At 72.2% G+C, this 15,328-nt stretch carries 14 protein-coding genes; 8 read left to right on the top strand and 6 right to left on the bottom strand.

Translation table 11 applies throughout. From position 1 onward, the window contains the following. Positions 1-213 precede the first annotated feature (213 nt). A complete protein-coding gene (locus ACZ4TV_RS03690; RefSeq protein WP_468130290.1) occupies positions 214-1,854 on the bottom strand; it encodes an ABC-F family ATP-binding cassette domain-containing protein in 1,641 nt (546 codons plus the stop codon). Between the two features lie 214 nt (positions 1,855-2,068). Beyond that, on the bottom strand, positions 2,069-2,485 hold the full coding sequence (gene ssgD / locus ACZ4TV_RS03685; protein WP_468130288.1) for a spore wall synthesis regulator SsgD: 417 nt from the start codon (positions 2,483-2,485) through the stop codon (positions 2,069-2,071). A 388-nt stretch (positions 2,486-2,873) separates the two neighbouring features. On the opposite strand from ssgD, the gene ACZ4TV_RS03680 reads away from it, so the two are divergent. Then, positions 2,874-3,965, top strand: coding sequence for a WD40/YVTN/BNR-like repeat-containing protein (locus ACZ4TV_RS03680; protein WP_468130286.1), 1,092 nt, complete (start codon positions 2,874-2,876; stop codon positions 3,963-3,965). A 110-nt stretch (positions 3,966-4,075) separates the two neighbouring features. Here the strand turns inward: ACZ4TV_RS03680 and ACZ4TV_RS03675 are convergent, their stop codons facing one another. Then, positions 4,076-4,375 (bottom strand): YciI family protein, encoded by a 300-nt coding sequence (locus ACZ4TV_RS03675; protein ID WP_468130284.1) that lies wholly within the window; start codon positions 4,373-4,375, stop codon positions 4,076-4,078. Between the two features lie 26 nt (positions 4,376-4,401). Between ACZ4TV_RS03675 and ACZ4TV_RS03670 the strand changes: the two genes are divergently transcribed. Beyond that, the gene (locus ACZ4TV_RS03670) at positions 4,402-5,082 is read left to right on the top strand and encodes an endonuclease V (protein WP_468130282.1); all 681 of its coding nucleotides are present in this window, start codon (positions 4,402-4,404) and stop codon (positions 5,080-5,082) included. Position 5,083: 1 nt separating this feature from the next. On the opposite strand, the gene ACZ4TV_RS03665 is transcribed toward ACZ4TV_RS03670, so the two are convergent. Further along, on the bottom strand, positions 5,084-6,328 hold the full coding sequence (locus ACZ4TV_RS03665; RefSeq protein ID WP_468130280.1) for a saccharopine dehydrogenase family protein: 1,245 nt from the start codon (positions 6,326-6,328) through the stop codon (positions 5,084-5,086). 93 nt (positions 6,329-6,421) lie between these two features. Here ACZ4TV_RS03665 and ACZ4TV_RS03660 point away from each other — a divergent pair, with 93 nt between their 5' ends. The 6 genes from ACZ4TV_RS03660 to ACZ4TV_RS03635 all read left to right on the top strand — a co-directional run bounded on the left by ACZ4TV_RS03660 (position 6,422) and on the right by ACZ4TV_RS03635 (position 13,835). Next, complete coding sequence (locus tag ACZ4TV_RS03660; RefSeq protein ID WP_468130278.1) at positions 6,422-6,823, top strand: MmcQ/YjbR family DNA-binding protein; 402 nt, start codon at positions 6,422-6,424, stop codon at positions 6,821-6,823. A gap of 167 nt (positions 6,824-6,990) precedes the next feature. Further along, on the top strand, positions 6,991-8,169 hold the full coding sequence (locus ACZ4TV_RS03655; protein WP_468130276.1) for a CaiB/BaiF CoA transferase family protein: 1,179 nt from the start codon (positions 6,991-6,993) through the stop codon (positions 8,167-8,169). After that, positions 8,169-9,194: an LLM class F420-dependent oxidoreductase gene (locus tag ACZ4TV_RS03650; RefSeq protein ID WP_468130274.1), complete on the top strand. Its 1,026-nt coding sequence runs from the start codon at positions 8,169-8,171 to the stop codon at positions 9,192-9,194. Before ACZ4TV_RS03655 ends, ACZ4TV_RS03650 begins: the two co-directional genes overlap by 1 nt. A gap of 11 nt (positions 9,195-9,205) precedes the next feature. Continuing rightward, positions 9,206-10,348, top strand: coding sequence for an acyl-CoA dehydrogenase family protein (locus ACZ4TV_RS03645; RefSeq protein ID WP_468130272.1), 1,143 nt, complete (start codon positions 9,206-9,208; stop codon positions 10,346-10,348). A 47-nt stretch (positions 10,349-10,395) separates the two neighbouring features. Then, entirely contained in the window at positions 10,396-11,610 is a 1,215-nt protein-coding gene (locus ACZ4TV_RS03640) for an acetyl-CoA C-acetyltransferase (protein WP_468130270.1), read from the top strand. A gap of 53 nt (positions 11,611-11,663) precedes the next feature. Beyond that, complete coding sequence (locus ACZ4TV_RS03635; RefSeq protein ID WP_468130268.1) at positions 11,664-13,835, top strand: 3-hydroxyacyl-CoA dehydrogenase NAD-binding domain-containing protein; 2,172 nt, start codon at positions 11,664-11,666, stop codon at positions 13,833-13,835. Between the two features lie 49 nt (positions 13,836-13,884). Here the strand turns inward: ACZ4TV_RS03635 and ACZ4TV_RS03630 are convergent, their stop codons facing one another. Next, positions 13,885-14,556, bottom strand: a complete 672-nt coding sequence (locus ACZ4TV_RS03630) for a maltokinase N-terminal cap-like domain-containing protein (protein ID WP_468130266.1) — start codon at positions 14,554-14,556, stop codon at positions 13,885-13,887. 11 nt (positions 14,557-14,567) lie between these two features. After that, on the bottom strand, positions 14,568-15,296 hold the full coding sequence (locus tag ACZ4TV_RS03625) for a MerR family transcriptional regulator (protein ID WP_468130264.1): 729 nt from the start codon (positions 15,294-15,296) through the stop codon (positions 14,568-14,570). Positions 15,297-15,328 lie beyond the last annotated feature (32 nt).

The raw sequence follows: 15,328 nt of genomic DNA, 5'->3' as shown, positions 1-15,328 counted from the left end.
AATCACGCCACCAGGTGGTCCGCCGCTCCCGCCTTGACGGCCGAGACCAGTGCACGGAGGGTGTCGATCGGGCAGGTCCGCGCGCTCGGCGTGGCACGGCCCCCCTCTCGCTACGCTCCGTAGTGAATGTCTCACGTGCGTGGCGTGCCCTCGATGCCTCGTATGACCACTGACCACTCCTGCGGGGCCGGGGGGCTCACCCCCGTCCCGCGGTCATTCGTGCCACAGCGTCTCCCGGACCTCCTCGGCCGTGGTCGGCCGCAGTTCGCCGTCCAGCAGTAGCCACCGCGTGATGCCGATCGACTCCAGGAACGGCACGTCATGGCTCGCCACCACGAGCGCGCCCTCGTACGACTCCAGCGCGTCCGTCAACTGCCGCACGCTCGACAGGTCCAGATTGTTCGTCGGCTCGTCCAGCATGAGCAGCTGCGGAGCGGGCTCCGCCAGCAGCAGCGCCGCCAGTGCCGCCCGGAACCGCTCGCCGCCCGACAGCGTGCCGGCCGGCCGGTCCGCCCGGGCGCCCCGGAAGAGGAAGTGCGCGAGTCGGGCCCGGATCAGGTTGTTGGTGGCCTGTGGGGCGAACCGCGCCACGTTCTCCACCACCGAACGGCTGTCGTCCAGGACGTCGAGGCGCTGCGGCAGGAACCGCGTGGTCACGTGCGCCACCGCCGCCCCGGACACCGGCGGGAGCTGCCCCGCGACCGTGCGCAGCAGCGTGGTCTTGCCGGAGCCGTTACGGCCCACCAGGGCGATCCGCTCGGGGCCGCGCAGCTCCCACTCGCCCGGTACGGTGGCCCCGTGCGCCAGGCGCAGATCGCTCAGGGTCAGGACGCGCCGCCCCGGCGGGACCCGGGTGGAGGGCAGCTCGATCCGGATCTCGTCGTCGTCGCGCACCGCTTCGACCGCTTGGTCCAGGCGCTCCTTCGCCTGTGCCAGCTTCTCCGTGTGCATGATCCGGTGCTTGCCGGCCGACTCCTGCGCCGCCCGTTTGCGGGCGCCCATCACGATCTTCGGCTCGCGCTTGTTCTCGTACATCTTCTGGCCGTACCGCTTGCGCCGCGCCAACTTGACGTGCGCGTCGGCCAGTTCGCGCTTCTGTCGTTGTACGTCGGCCTCCGCGGCCCGGACCATCCGCTCGGCCGACTCCTGCTCGGCGGCCAGCATCTGCTCGTAGTCCGTGAAGTTCCCTCCGTACCAGCGGACTTCACCATCGTGCAGATCGGCGATCTGATCGACCCGCTCCAGCAGCTCCCGGTCGTGACTGACCAGGAGCATCACCCCCGACCACGACTCGACCGCCGCGTACAGGCGGCCCCGGGCCCGCAGGTCCAGGTTGTTGGTGGGCTCGTCCAGCAGCAGGACGTCGGGGCGCGCGAGGAGCAGGGCGGCCAGCCGCAGCAGTACGGATTCGCCGCCCGAGAGCTCGCCGACGGTGCGGTCCAGGCCGATCCGGGCGAGGCCGAGCTGGTCGAGCGTGGCCAGGGCCCGCTCCTCCACGTCCCAGTCGTCGCCCACGGCGGTGAAGTTCGCCTCGGTGGCCTCGCCCGCCTCGATGGCGTGCAGGGCGGCGCGGGCGGTGTGGATGCCGAGCGCCTCGTCCACGCGCAGCGCGGTGTCGAGGGTGACGTTCTGCGGGAGGTGACCGACCGAGCCGGCGACGGACGAGTGACCCTCGGACGGGGTCAGTTCGCCGGCGATCAGCTTCAGCAGGGTGGACTTCCCGCAGCCGTTGAGCCCGATCAGACCGGTGCGGCCGGGGCCGACGGCGAGCTGGAACCCGTCGAAGACGGGAGTGCCGTCGGGCCAGTCGAAGGAGAGGTCGGAGCAGGTGATGAAAGCAGGGGCGTGACTCATGGAGGCCTCCAGGTTGCGTGAGTGGTGCGTGCAACGCGGGGAGACAGCCGACGCTCAGGCGGTGACGGTGGTGAAGGTCACGGCGATGGTGAAGGTCACGTGGTCGGTGTCTCGAACCTCAGACGAGCAATGTCCTGCTCCGTTTCGACGGCAGTGGGGCGTCTACGAAGCTACGGGCGGCCGCAGCCGCCCGCAATCGAATAACGGGCGGCGGTCAGCAGGTGTCGCGCATCAGCTCGGCCAGGCTGTGGTCCATGTCGAGGTAGAGGTGTTCCAAGCCCGGTGGGACCACGGTCGCGGCCCGCTCCAGGAACCGGTGGAGCTCGGCCGTCAGCATCAGCACGACCGCGACGCCCTCCGCCGCGTGGAACTCGATCGTGGTCCGATCGCCGTCGTACGGGCGTACGCGCACGTCGCCCCAGCCCGACGGGCGGTCCAGCCCGGACTCCAGCAGTTCGCGCGAGAAGGTCCACGAGACCTCGACGCCCTCCAGCGTCGCCGGGGCCGGGAAGGCCATGCGCACGGCGAAAGGATCCGCACGGTCGTAGCAGAGGGTGACGGGAACGGTCTCGACCTTCGGCGCGGTGGCGACCAGACGGGCCTGTGCGGCCTGCTCGATGACAGTGATCAAGGCTCACTCCCTTGCGGCGGATCTGCTGCCGGGCCGTGGGGTGGAGCCCGGCAACCCGATAGACGCCGGAATCGGCAATTCCGTGCATGGAGGGTTGCGTGAGCTGTGTCACCGATTGGCCTGAACCCGTCTGTGTGATCGCACAGAGTGACCGAGTGAGGGATGCGGGCCAAGGCGGGGCAGTGAATTCCGCAGAGTTCGGAAGGTCGCAGAAGGGCTGGTTACCGATCACTCCACAGGCGCAAAGCGCGGCCCGCGTACGAGGGTGGCCGGCCGGTCCGGCTCCTGGGAGACGGCGGCGGGGACGCACTCGGGGACGCACTCTGGACGGCGGAACGAGGGTGCGTTAGCTTCCGGCGCCATGAGACTTCGGGATGTTGGAGTTGGCATGTGCGCGGCAGCCCTGGTGGTGGGGGTGCTGGCCGGCCCGGCCCGGGCCGACGCGGGCCCGGGCGCCCCGGACCCCGCGGGCCCGGCCCCGGCGGCGCAGGATTTACGGGGCGCCGCCTGGGCCCTGAAGGAGACCGGAAAACCCGCGCGCTTCCGTGGCCTGGCGGCGGTCAGCCGGACCACGGCCTGGGTGGCCGGTTCCCGGGGGACCGTGCTGCGCACGCTGGACGGCGGCCGCAGCTGGCAGGACGTCTCGCCGCCCGGCGCGGTCGCGGAAGGCCTGGAACTGCGCGACATCGAGGCCTTCGACGCGCGGCGCGCGGTGGCCCTGTCCATCGGGGAGGGCGAGGCGTCCAGGGTGCTGCGCACCGAGGACGGCGGCGCCACCTGGACCGAGACGTTCCGCAACCCCGACCCGCGCGCCTTCTACGACTGCCTCACCTTCTTCGACGCCCGGCACGGACTGGCGATGAGCGACCCGGTGGAGGGAAAGTTCCGCATCCTGTCCACCGACGACGGCGGGCGGAACTGGCGGGTGCTGCCGAGCGAGGGCATGCCCGATGCGCTGCCGGGCGAGGCGGGCTTCGCCGCCAGCGGCCAGTGCCTGGTCAGCGCGGGCCCACGCGACGTCTGGCTGGCCACGGGCGGCGGGGCGAGCGCGCGGGTCCTGCACTCCGCGGACCGCGGCCTGACCTGGCGGGTCGCCGAATCCACCGTCCCGGCGGGCGACCCGGCGCGAGGGGTCTTCGCCCTCGCCTTCAGGGACCGTACGAGGGGACTCGCGGTCGGCGGCGACTATCGCACCGGCCAGGCCTCCCCGCAGGCCGCCGCGGTCTCCGTGGACGGGGGACGCACCTGGCACCAGGCGGCGACCCCGCCGCCGGCCTACCGCTCGGGCGCGGCCTGGTACCCGTACTCCTCCAGGACGGCCCTCGCGGTGGGACCGACGGGCACGGACGTGACCACGGACGGCGGCCGCAGCTGGCGGTCGCTGGAGCCGGGATCCTTCGACACGGTCGACTGCGCGCCGGACACGGGGTGTTGGGCGGCGGGGGAGAAGGGCCGCGTGGCCCGGCTGGAGCGGCGCTGATCGGGTAGGGGGCGGGGCGGGCGGCGGCTTCGGTGGCCGGGGGCTCGCTGGCCGGGGGTGGGGCGTTCGGCGGGGCTTCGGCTGGCAGGGAGCTCGCTGGCCGGCACCCCCTACACCACCGGGTTCTCCCGTACCGTCGCCAGGTCCGCCGAGGTCTTCGTGGCGATGAACTCGGTGATGCGGTACTCGCAGACGCCCGCCACCGTGAAGGGGTCCTCGGCCGCGATCTTCTCGATCTCGGTCCGGGACACCCCGCCGGCCAGGATCACGCCCCCGTCGCGCGGGACCTTGCGCCCCGACGCGAGGAAGACGCCGGCGGCGTAGTAGCCGTCCAGCCAGGCGATGTGGGCGTCCATCTCGTCTTCGACGGCTTCGATGGGCGCGATGTAGGTGAGCTCCATGACGAACATGATCGCCAGGCTACTCTCGCACCATCATGACGAGTGTGAAGACCCCCGCCGACGAGGCCGAGGCCCGGGCGATACAGGACGAACTGCGCCATCAGGTCGTGCTCACCGAGCCCGGCCCCCCACCCGGCCGCGGGCTGGTCGCGGGAGTGGACGTCGCCTACGACGACGCACGCGACCTGGTCGCCGCCGCGGCCGTGGTGCTCGATGCCGCCACCCTAGAGGTCGTCGAGGAGGCCACCGCCGTCGGGCACGTCAGCTTCCCGTACGTGCCCGGGCTGCTCGCCTTCCGCGAGCTGCCGACCGTACTGGCCGCCCTCGACGCCCTGACCACCGCGCCCGGCCTCGTCGTCTGCGACGGCTACGGCCTCGCCCACCCCCGCGGCTTCGGCCTCGCCTGCCACCTCGGCGTGGTCAGCGGGCTCCCGGCCATCGGCGTCGCGAAGAATCCCTTCACCTTCACCTACGAGGAACCGGGCGCCCGGCGCGGCGACGCCGCCCCGCTGCTCGCGGCCGACGGGGCCGAGGTCGGGCGGGCGCTGCGGACGCAGGACGGGATCAAGCCGGTCTACGTGTCCGTCGGGCACCGGGTCTCCCTCGACAACGCCTGCGCGCACGCCCTGGCCCTGAGCCCCCGCTTCCGGATCCCCGAGACCACCCGCCACGCCGACTCCCTGTGCCGCCGCGCCCTGCGCGAAGCCACGGGCTGAGTCAGCGGGCCTCCGTCGTCCGGGCCTCCCCCATCCGGGCCTTCGCCGCCCGGGCGTCCGCCACCCGGAAGGAGATGCCCGCCTTCTGGAGGCGGGGGATGAGGGCGTCGCCCATCGCCACGGCCGTCGTCAGCTGCCCGGCGGCCTCCGGCAGGGCGTCGTAGGCCAGGCAGAGCGCCGACTCCGCCAGCATCTTCGCCGTCTCCCCGTAGCCCGGGTCGCCGCCCGACACCTCGGTGAGCACGCGCCGGCCGCCGCCCTCGCCCACGAACCGCACGGTGAACCAGCTGCGCGCGCGGCGCTCCGCGTCCGGCCCCTGGCCCGGCTCCCAGCGGTTCATCAGCCACCGCCGGGCCGGCGGCACCTGGGCCAGGGCCACGGTCGCGGCCAGGGCCGCCGTACCGCCCACCGCGACGGGCAGGTGTTTGACGGAGGCGTAGTGCCGGTAGCGGAAGTCCGGGCCGTACCGCTCCAGCGCGGCCGCCGACCGGGCCACGATCCGCGGGTCCAGCGTGGGCAGCGGCAGCGCCCAGGTGCCGGTCTCCCGGCTGAACCGCGGCGCCCCCACCGGCCCGCGCGCCCGACGCCCCAGCAGCCGGGGCTCGTACAGCCGGCGCGCGTGCGCGGCGGCCAGGGTCTGGGGGCCGCGGCCCAGGGCGGTCAGCGCGGAGGCCAGAGTTCCGCCGGAGAAGAGGGCGTTGGACCGCATGAATCCGTCGACCGTCAGCGGGACCCCCTCCGGCAGCTGGCGGACCGTGAAGTACGCCCCGAGGTCGGCCGGGATCGAGTCGAAGCCGCAGGCGTGGACGAGCCGCGCCCCCGTCTCCCGGGCCCGCGCGTCGTGCTCGACGTACATCCGGTCCACGAACTCCGGCTCGCCGGTGAGGTCGACGTAGTCCGTGCCCGCCTCGGCGCAGGCGGCCACGAGCTCCGCCCCGTACCAGACGTACGGCCCCACCGTCGTGGCCAGCACCCGGGTGGACGCGGCCAGCTCGCGCAGGGCCCCCGCGTCCTGGGCGTCCGCCCGGAGCAGCGGCAGCCCCGCGCACGCCGGATCGATCGCGGCCAGCCGCTCGCGCAGCCGCTCCAGCTTCGCGGTGTCCCGGCCCGCGAGGGCCCACCGGCAGCCGACGGGCGCGTGCGCGGCGAGGTACTCGGCGGTCAGCGCCCCCACGAACCCGGTGGCGCCGAACAGCACGACGTCGTAGGCGCGTTCCGGATGGTCCTGCCGAACCGTTGCGTTCATGACCGCTCCTCCCAGCTGGTGTCGGTGGCTGAGGCTAGCGTGAGGATCGACTGTCCGTGCGGGCAGGTGTGACCTGCGGTGGTGGAGGCGTCGATGAAGGCTGGAAAGGCTGCGGTGCGCAAGTGGGAGGCGGTGCGGGAGTTCGCCCTCGGGCTGCCGGAGGCCGTGGAGGACTACCCATGGGGTCCCGAGGACTGCGTGGTGAAGGTCAACAAGAAGATCTTCGCCTTCCTGGGCAACGCGGACGGCCCCGAGCCGCCCGGCCTCTCCGTGAAGCTCAAGGACGAGGCGCTGCACGGGCATGCGATGACGGCGCCCGGCGCGGAGCCCACCGGCTACGGCCTGGGCCGGTCCGGCTGGGTCTCCGTTCCCCTGGGAGAGAAGGGGGCGCCCTCCGTCGATGTGCTGTGCGAGTGGGTGGAGGAGAGCTACCGGACCGTGGCCCTCAAGCGGCACGTCAAGGAACTGGACGACCGGATCCGGGCAAACGGCTAAGCGCTTGCTCTTGTGCTGAGTGGAACACGTTCCTAGCATCGCTGGTGTTACATCAGTTGTGTCACACAGTCGGACACCGTGCACACCGTGCACACCGTGCACACCGTGCACACCGTGCACACGTGCACACCAGGCACCGCACGCACACCGCAGACGCTGGGGGCTCGATGGCAGTGACAGGAGACGGGACCGCGAGCGGGACCGGGCATGCGACCGGGCACGTGACCGGGACCGGCCCGCTTGCGGGAGTGCGCGTCGTCGAACTGGCGGGCATCGGACCCGGCCCGTTCGCCGCCATGCTCCTCGCCGACCTGGGGGCCGACGTCGTACGGGTGGACCGGCCCGGCGGTGGCGGGCTCGCGGTCGATCCGGCCTACGACATCACCAACCGCAACAAACGGTCCGTCCTGGTCGACCTCAAGTCGCCCGACGGGCCCGCCCGCGTCCTGGACCTCGCCGAGCGGGCCGACGTCCTCATCGAGGGGTTGCGCCCCGGGGTCGCCGAGCGGCTCGGGGTCGGCCCGGCCGAGTGCCGCGCCCGCAACCCGAAGCTGGTCTACGGGCGGATGACCGGCTGGGGCCAGGAGGGCCCGCTCGCGCAGAGCGCCGGACACGACATCGCGTACATCGCCGTCACCGGCGCCCTCGGCATGATCGGCAATCCGGGAGAGCCCCCGGCCGTCCCCGCCAACCTGGTCGGGGACTACGCGGGCGGCTCCCTCTACCTGGTGATCGGGGTCCTCGCCGCCCTCCAGCACGCCCGTGCCACCGGCACCGGCCAGGTCGTCGACGCCGCCATCGTCGACGGCACCGCCCACCTCACCGCCATGATCCACGGAATGATGGCGGCGGGCGGCTGGCAGGACCGCCGCGGGGCCAACCTCCTCGACGGCGGCTGCCCCTTCTACGGCACCTACGAGACCTCCGACGGCCAGTACATGGCGGTCGGCGCGCTGGAGCAGCAGTTCTACGACACCTTCGTGGAGCTCCTCGGCATCAAGGACCAGGCTCCGGCCCGCAAGGACCTCGCCCGCTGGAGCGAGCTGCGCGAGACCGTCGCCGCGCGTTTCAAGACCCGTACGCGCGAGGAGTGGACGGCGGTCTTCGAGGGGAGCGACGCCTGCGTGGCGCCCGTGCTCTCGCTGCGCGAGGCCCCCGGCCACCCGCACCTCGCCGCCCGCGGCACCTTCACCGACTTCGGCGGGATCGTCCAGCCCGCGCCCGCGCCGCGGTTCTCGGCGACCCCCGTCGCGGTGACCAGCGGCCCGGCCCAGCCGGGTGCGCACGCCGAGTCGGTGGCCGCCGACTGGGACGTACCGGCGCTGCTCGGGAAGGAGGGCTCCTGATGGAACTGTCCATGATGCTCGACTACGCCGGAGATCCGCGCCGGGCCGCCGACGAGGCGGCGGCGCTGGAGTCGGCCGGGCTCGACGCCGTGTGGGTGGCCGAGGCCTGGGGTTTCGACTCCCCGACGATCATGGGCTATCTCGCCGCCCGCACCGAGCGGATGAAGATCGGCTCGGCCATCCTCAACGTGTACTCGCGCACCCCCGGCCTCATCGCCCAGACCGCCGCCGGACTGGACGCGCTCTCCGGCGGCCGGGCCATGCTCGGCCTCGGCGCCTCCGGCCCGCAGGTCGTCGAGGGCTGGCACGGGATGCCGTACGACAAGCCGCTCGGCCGCACCCGCGAGACGGTCGAGCTGTGCCGCCGGATCTGGCGCCGCGAGACCATCGACCACCACGGCATCACCGACATGCCGCTGCCGCCTTCGAAGGGCGGCCGGCACGGCAAGCCGCTGAAGATCCTCACCCGGCCGGTCCGCTCCGCGATCCCGGTCTACATCGCCTCCCTCGGCCCGGCGAACGTGCGGATGACCGCAGAGATCGCCGACGGCTGGCTGCCCACGCTCTTCATTCCCGAGAAGGCCCGCGCGGTCTGGGGCGGCCCCCTCGCCGAGGGCGCGGCCAAGAGGCCGCCGGAGCTCGGCCCGCTGCAGACCGTCGCGGGCGGCCTGCTCGCCATCGGTGCGGACGCGGCCGCCGTACGGGAACGCGCGCGCCCGCAGATCGCGCTGTACGTCGGCGGCATGGGCGCGGTCGGCAAGAACTTCTACAACGACCTCGCCGTCGCCTACGGCTACGAGGAGCAGGCCCGCACGATCCAGGAGCTCTACCTCGCCGGACGCACGCGCGACGCCGCGGCCGCCGTCCCGGACGAGTTCTGCGAGCTGATGACGCTGTGTGGGCCCGAGGGCTACGTACGCGAGCGGGTCGAGGCCTTCCGCGAGGCGGGCGTCACCATGCTCAACGTCACACCCGTCGGCCCCGATCCGGCCCGGCTGATCGAAACCGTCAAGAACTGGCTGTAGGGAGCCCACTGATGAAGCGCCAGATCTTCGACGCCGACCACGAGGCGTTCCGCGAGACCGTACGCACCTTCCTCACCAAGGAGGTGCTGCCCCACTACGAGCAGTGGGAGAAGGACGGCATCGTCAGCCGCGAGGCCTGGCGGGCCGCGGGCCGCCAGGGGCTGCTCGGCCTCGCCGTCCCGGAGGAGTACGGCGGCGGCGGGAACACCGACTTCCGCTACGCCGCCGTGATCGCCGAGGAGTTCACCCGCGCGGGCGCCCCGGGGCTCGCCATCGGCCTCCACAACGACATCATCGGCCCCTATCTGACCTCGCTGGCCACCGAGGAGCAGAAGCGCCGCTGGCTGCCCGGCTTCTGCTCCGGGGAGACCATCACCGCCATCGCGATGACCGAGCCGGGGGCGGGCTCCGACCTCCAGGGGATCCGGACCAGCGCCGAGGACCGCGGCGACCACTGGGTGCTGAACGGCTCCAAGACCTTCATCTCCAACGGCATCCTCGCCGACCTGGTGATCGTGGTCGCCAAGACCACCCCCGAGGGCGGGGCGCACGGCCTGTCGCTGCTGGTCGTCGAGCGCGGCACGGAGGGCTTCGAGCGCGGCCGCAACCTCGACAAGATCGGCCAGAAGGCGCAGGACACGGCCGAGCTGTTCTTCCACGACGTACGCGTCCCCAAGGAGAACCTGCTCGGCGAGCTGAACGGCGCCTTCGTCCACCTGATGACCAATCTCGCGCAGGAGCGGATGGGCATCGCGATGGCCGGCATCGCCGCCGCCGAGTACCTGCTGGAGATCACCACCCAGTACGTGAAGGAGCGCGAGGCCTTCGGCCGTCCGCTGTCCAAGCTCCAGCACATCCGCTTCGAGATCGCGGAGATGGCCACCGAGGTCGCCGTCACCCGGACCTTCCTCGACCGGTGCATCACCGACCACGCGAACGGCGAGCTGGACCACGTACACGCCTCGATGGCCAAGTGGTGGGCCACCGAGCTGCAGAAGCGCGTCGCCGACCGCTGCCTGCAACTGCACGGCGGCTACGGCTACATGACCGAATACCGGGTCGCGCGGGCCTTCACCGACGGCCGCATCCAGACCATCTACGGCGGTACGACCGAGATCATGAAAGAGATCATCGGCCGCTCCCTCCTCGGCTGAACCTCCCTGGAACCTCTCCGCCCAGAACACTCCGAAAGGCTTGACCAGTGAGCACCGAAGCTTACGTATACGACGCGATCCGCACCCCGCGCGGCCGCGGCAAGGCCAATGGCGCCCTGCACGGCACCAAGCCGATCGACTTGGTCGTCGGTCTCATCCACGCCCTGCGCGAGCGCAACCCCGGCCTGGACCCCGCCACCATCGACGACATCGTGCTCGGCGTCGTCGGCCCGGTCGGCGACCAGGGCTCCGACATCGCCCGCATCGCCGCCATCGCCGCCGGTCTCCCGGACACGGTGGCCGGCGTACAGGAGAACCGCTTCTGCGCCTCCGGCCTGGAGGCCGTCAACCTGGCCGCCGCGAAGGTCCGCTCCGGCTGGGAGGACCTGGTCCTCGCCGGGGGCGTGGAGTCCATGTCCCGCGTCCCGATGGCCTCCGACGGCGGCGCCTGGTTCAACGACCCGATGACCAACTGGGACGTCAACTTCGTCCCGCAGGGCATCGGCGCCGACCTGATCGCCACCATCGAGGGCTTCTCCCGGCGCGACGTCGACGAGTACGCCGCCCTCTCCCAGGAGCGCGCCGCCGCGGCCGTCAAGGAGGGCCGCTTCGCGAAGTCCGTGGTCCCCGTCACCGACCGCAACGGCCTGGTCGTCCTGGACCACGACGAGTTCATCCGCCCCGGCACCACCGCAGACACCCTGGCCAAGCTGAAGCCGTCCTTCGCGGACATCGGCGACCTCGGCGGCTTCGACGCGGTCGCGCTGCAGAAGTACCACTGGATCGAGAAGATCGACCACGTCCACCACGCGGGCAACTCCTCCGGCATCGTCGACGGCGCCTCGCTCGTCGCGATCGGCTCCCGCGAGGCGGGGGAGCGGGGCGGTCTCACGCCCCGCGCCCGCATCGTCTCGGCGGCCGTCTCCGGCTCCGAGCCCACCATCATGCTCACCGGCCCCGCCCCGGCCACCCGCAAGGCCCTCGCCAAGGCCGGGCTGACCATCGACGACATCGACCTGATCGAGATCAACGAGGCCTTCGCGGGCGTCGTCCTGCGCTTCGTCAAGGACATGGGCGTCTCCCTCGACAAGGTCAACGTCAACGGCGGCGCCATCGCGCTCGGCCACCCGCTCGGCGCCACCGGCGCGGTGATCCTCGGCACGGTCGTGGACGAACTGGAGCGCCAGGACAAGCGCTACGGGCTCGTCACCCTCTGCGTCGGCGGCGGCATGGGCGTCGCCACCATCGTCGAGCGACTCTGAACCGTCCTGTCCCCAGACCCTCCTCCGCACGGACCGACACGAAAGCAGTGACCATGAGCGAGTCCACCACGATCCGCTGGGAACAGGACGAGACCGGCGTCGTCACCCTGGTCCTCGACGACCCCGACCAGTCCGCCAACACGATGAACCAGGCCTTCAAGGACTCCATCGCGGCCGTCGCCGACCGCGCCGAGGCCGAGAAGGACTCCATCCGCGGCATCATCTACACCTCCGCCAAGAAGACCTTCTTCGCGGGCGGCGACCTCAAGGACATGATCCGGCTGCGCCCCGAGCACGCGCAGCTGGCCTTCGACACCGGCACCGCCATCAAGCGCTCGCTGCGCCGCATCGAGACCCTCGGCAAGCCCGTCGTCGCCGCGATCAACGGCGCCGCCCTGGGCGGCGGTTACGAGATCTGCCTCGCCTCCCACCACCGTGTCGCCCTCGACGCGCCCGGCTCCAAGATCGGCCTGCCCGAGGTCACCCTCGGCCTGCTCCCGGCCGCCGGCGGTGTCACCCGTACCGTGCGCCTCATGGGCATCGCCGACGCGCTGCTCAAGGTGCTGCTCCAGGGGACCCAGTACAACCCCCAGCGCGCCCTGGAGAACGGCCTGGTCCACGAACTGGCCGCGACCCCGGAGGAGATGCTCGCCAAGGCCCGCGCCTTCATCGACGCCCACCCCGAGTCCAAGCAGCCCTGGGACGTACCCGGCTACCGGATCCCGGGCGGCACGCCGTCGAACCCGAAGTTCGCCGCCAACCTCCCCGCCTTCCCGGCCAACTTGAAGAAGCAGCTGAACGGGGCCCCGTACCCGGCGCCGCGCAACATCCTGGCCTGCGCCGTCGAGGGCTCCCAGGTCGACTTCGAGACCGCGCTGACCATCGAGGCCCGCTACTTCACCGAGCTCGTCACCGGACAGACCGCCAAGAACATGATCCAGGCGTTCTTCTTCGACCTCCAGGCCGTCAACGCGGGCCGCAGCCGTCCGCAGGGCGTGGAGCCCCGCGAGGTCCGCAAGGTCGCCGTCCTCGGCGCCGGCATGATGGGCGCGGGCATCGCCTACTCCTGTGCCCGCGCGGGCATCGAGGTGGTGCTGAAGGACGTCACCGCCGAGGCCGCGGCCAAGGGCAAGGCGTACTCCGAGAAGCTGCTCGACAAGGCGCTCGCCCGCGGCCGGACCACCGAGGCCAAGCGCGCCGAACTGCTCGCCCGGATCACCCCGACCGCAGACGCGGCCGACCTCGCGGGCTGTGACGCCGTCATCGAGGCCGTCTTCGAGGACACCGCCCTCAAGCACAAGGTGTTCCAGGAGGTCCAGGACGTCATCGCGCCCGACGCGCTGCTGTGCTCCAACACCTCCACCCTGCCGATCTCCGGGCTCGCGGAGGGTGTGGAACGGCCCGCCGACTTCATCGGGCTGCACTTCTTCTCGCCCGTCGACAAGATGCCGCTGGTCGAGATCATCAAGGGCCAGCAGACCGGCGACGAGGCCATCGCCCGCGCCTTCGACCTGGTCCGGCAGATCAACAAGACCCCGATCGTGGTCAACGACTCGCGCGGCTTCTTCACCTCGCGCGTCATCGGCCAGTTCATCAACGAGGGCGTGGCCATGGTCGGCGAGGGCATCGAGCCCGCCTCCATCGAGCAGGCCGCCGCCCAGGCGGGCTACCCGGCCAAGGTGCTCTCGCTGATGGACGAGCTCACCCTGACCCTGCCGCGCAAGATCCGCAACGAGACCCGCAAGGCCTTCGAGGCCGAGGGCCTGGCGTGGGCCGAGCACCCCGCCGACACCGTCATCGACCGGATGGTCGACGAGTTCGGCCGCCCCGGCCGCAGCGGCGGGGCCGGCTTCTACGCGTACGACGAGTCGGGCAAGCGCGCCGGCATCTGGCCGGGCCTGCGCGAGCACTTCACCAAGCCCGGCTACGAGATCCCCTTCGCCGACATGAAGGAGCGGATGCTCTTCTCCGAGGCCCTGGACACCGTCCGCTGCCTCGACGAGGGCGTCCTCACCTCGATCGCCGACGCCAACATCGGCTCCATCATGGGCATCGGCTTCCCGGCCTGGACCGGCGGCGTGATCCAGTACATCAACGGCTACGAGGGCGGCCTGCCGGGCTTCGTCGCCCGTGCTCGTGCGCTGGCCGCGCGGTACGGCGACCGCTTCACCCCGCCGGCGTCGCTGGTCGCGAAGGCCGAGCGGGGCGAGACCTACGCGGACTGAGCGCGGCCGCCCCGGGCCCGCCCACGAGCGGGCCCGGGGCGCCTCGCACTTACCGGTCGCCGTCGCGCAGGAGCGCGAACACCCCGCGCTCCTCGGTACCGTCCGGCGCGGACCACCGGGCCAGCACCTGCCCCCGGACACCGTCCCCGGCGGCGGGCCCGGGGCGCAGCACCCGGGACATGGTCACGGCCGACACCGGCCGTTCCCGGCCCGCCGGGCCCACGGTGAGGACGGTGGCGTCGGCGGTGTCCGTCACGGCCCCGGGCCCGGTCAGGTCCTGCGGTACGCCGCCCGCCTCGGTGCGCACCTCGACGGTCGGGTCCGGGGCGTTGCTCGCGTTCTGGTCCTGCGCCGTGGTGCGGCCCGCCAGCAACGCCAGCAACCGGTCCACCAGGACCGGATCGTGGACGCCGTCGTAGATCCAGCGACGCCCCAGCACACCGTGCTCGGACGTGCCGATCAGGCCGGCCTCGGCGCCCTCCAGCGGCGCCCCGCGGTAGGTCAGCGGGACCTGGTAGGTGACGGGGGAGCCGCCCGAGGTGTCGGTGACCACCATGAACTCGATGCCCACCTCGCCCTCGGGGTCGTCGAGCCGGAATCCGCCGGCCCTGGTGAGGCGCACGGCGCCCTGCCCGCCCCGGTACCAGGGCCGGGCCGGCATCCAGGCGGCGAGGAGTTCGAGCTTGCCGGGTGACATCGTGGTGCGGTGAATGACTGCCATGTACCGTGAACCTACCCGGCCTCCGAGGCGAACGCCGCCCGCAATTCCTCCCTCAGCGACCGCTGGAAGGCCGTCACCAGCGCCTGCACCACCATCGGTTGCATGTGCGCCGACAGCGCCTTCATCGACTCCACCCGCTCCGGATCGCTCTCGCCCCGCGTGAACGGCCCCCACACTTCGTCCCGGAACAGCGCCGTCAGCTCGTGCGCCGCCGACCTGGTGTGCTCCATCAGCACCGTGCGCGCCGCCAGGATCGTCTCGTGCGCGATCGGCACGTCGAGCAGAGCGACCCCCAGCCGCAGCAGCCCCACGTCCACCCGGAACCGGTCCCCCGAGGCGGCGACCACGTTCATGGCCGTCAGCCGCCGCAGGTCGGTATCCGACAGGCTCCGCCCCGCCCGCTTCTCCAGCTCCTCCCGCGAGACCTCCTGGGCCGCGTCCGGCGCCCAACTGGCCACCATGGCGCGGTGGATCGCGAGGTCGTGCGCGCTCAGGTCGTCGGGCAGCGCGTCCAGATAGCGCTCGATGGCCGACAAGGTCATGCCCTGGTGCTGCAACTCCTCGATGAGAGCCAGCCGGGACAGGTGTTCCGGCCCGTAGTGCCCCACCCGACGAGGGCCGATCACGGGAGGGGGCAAAAGCCCGCGGGTGCTGTAGAACCGTACGGTGCGCACGGTGACGCCCGCCCTGGCCGCCAGCTCGTCGACGGTGAGCATCGGCTCGGGTGCCTGGTCGGCCATCGTCTGCGCCTCGCTCTCTGCTCCACAGCTTG

This window comes from Streptomyces sp. NPDC028910 (genome assembly GCF_055564955.1).
This window is presented reverse-complemented; position numbering and strand designations above follow the sequence as displayed.

Coding starts and splice junctions, on each gene's coding strand:
- ACZ4TV_RS03660 (WP_468130278.1), top strand. CDS start 6,422: ATGAAGGCTGGAAAGGCTGCGGTGCGCAAGTGGGAGGCGGTGCGGGAG.
- ACZ4TV_RS03675 (WP_468130284.1), bottom strand. CDS start 4,375: ATGTTCGTCATGGAGCTCACCTACATCGCGCCCATCGAAGCCGTCGAA.
- ACZ4TV_RS03665 (WP_468130280.1), bottom strand. CDS start 6,328: ATGAACGCAACGGTTCGGCAGGACCATCCGGAACGCGCCTACGACGTC.
- ACZ4TV_RS03670 (WP_468130282.1), top strand. CDS start 4,402: ATGACGAGTGTGAAGACCCCCGCCGACGAGGCCGAGGCCCGGGCGATA.
- ACZ4TV_RS03635 (WP_468130268.1), top strand. CDS start 11,664: ATGAGCGAGTCCACCACGATCCGCTGGGAACAGGACGAGACCGGCGTC.
- ACZ4TV_RS03625 (WP_468130264.1), bottom strand. CDS start 15,296: ATGGCCGACCAGGCACCCGAGCCGATGCTCACCGTCGACGAGCTGGCG.
- ACZ4TV_RS03645 (WP_468130272.1), top strand. CDS start 9,206: ATGAAGCGCCAGATCTTCGACGCCGACCACGAGGCGTTCCGCGAGACC.
- ACZ4TV_RS03655 (WP_468130276.1), top strand. CDS start 6,991: ATGGCAGTGACAGGAGACGGGACCGCGAGCGGGACCGGGCATGCGACC.
- ACZ4TV_RS03630 (WP_468130266.1), bottom strand. CDS start 14,556: ATGGCAGTCATTCACCGCACCACGATGTCACCCGGCAAGCTCGAACTC.
- ACZ4TV_RS03680 (WP_468130286.1), top strand. CDS start 2,874: ATGTGCGCGGCAGCCCTGGTGGTGGGGGTGCTGGCCGGCCCGGCCCGG.
- ACZ4TV_RS03690 (WP_468130290.1), bottom strand. CDS start 1,854: ATGAGTCACGCCCCTGCTTTCATCACCTGCTCCGACCTCTCCTTCGAC.
- ACZ4TV_RS03650 (WP_468130274.1), top strand. CDS start 8,169: ATGGAACTGTCCATGATGCTCGACTACGCCGGAGATCCGCGCCGGGCC.